Below are 316 nucleotides of genomic sequence, written 5' to 3'. Positions count from 1 at the left end.
TCAACAAACATGACTTCAGTGTCGAAAGATTCTGGAGTCTGGCAACGCTGTACTCTTATCTCTATAAACGCTTCCTGGTTAGTCGCCAGGAGCTAACGTTATAGGGACAAGCGAATAAGTGCACATGGTGGATGCCTTGGCGATTACAGGCGATGAAGGACGTAGTAGCTTGCGATAAGCTGCGGGGAGTGAGCAAACACACTTTGATCCGCAGATTTCCGAATGGGGAAACCCGGCCTTTTAGGTCATTGCATGCTGAATACATAGGCATGCAAAGCGAACGCGGCGAACTGAAACATCTAAGTAGCTGCAGGAA

Annotated in this window: 1 rRNA gene; it reads left to right on the top strand. The window is 48.4% G+C overall.

From position 1 onward, the window contains the following. Positions 1 to 104 precede the first annotated feature (104 nt). Positions 105 to 316 (top strand): 23S ribosomal RNA (locus D0817_RS27105); the annotation flags it as partial.

Origin of the sequence: Flavobacterium cupreum, assembly GCF_003996965.1 — a bacterium.
Lineage (GTDB): Bacteria > Bacteroidota > Bacteroidia > Flavobacteriales > Flavobacteriaceae > Flavobacterium > Flavobacterium cupreum.
Note: the sequence above shows the minus strand (reverse complement) of the source record. Positions and strands in the feature narration are given on the sequence as shown.